1 pseudogene is annotated in these 324 nt (G+C 36.7%); it reads right to left on the bottom strand.

Annotated elements, in window-relative coordinates:
- Positions 1 to 10 precede the first annotated feature (10 nt).
- Positions 11 to 324: pseudogene (locus C6368_RS17170) on the bottom strand (hypothetical protein); the annotation flags it as partial.

The raw sequence follows: 324 nt of genomic DNA, 5'->3' as shown, positions 1-324 counted from the left end.
GTTGGTATTCCTAAAAGTCGTGTTTTACCATTTCCTTTAGGAATCTATTCATTTCTTGTCTATTTTTATTTGTATTCATGAGCTCGTTCCTCGGTTCTACTCCAAGAATGGGTTGAGCAAGGTATTTCATCTCCTTTATGGAAGAATAAAGATGTGTTTTTCCTTTCCGAAAACTTTCGGTTAGTTCATTTACTCTTAATCTGTCCACTCCTGAACTACCTTTGTTTGCAATTACTTGCTTCAAGGCACGTTGCACATTGTGAGGATGTAATACTCGTTCTATCATTCTTTTACTTTTAACCTGTTCCGCTTTCCCAAGGCTAT

Origin of the sequence: Brumimicrobium mesophilum, from assembly GCF_003025005.1 — a bacterium.
Lineage (GTDB): Bacteria > Bacteroidota > Bacteroidia > Flavobacteriales_D > Crocinitomicaceae > Brumimicrobium > Brumimicrobium mesophilum.
The sequence above is the reverse complement of the archived record's forward strand: the minus strand, read 5'-3'. Positions and strand labels throughout refer to the sequence as shown.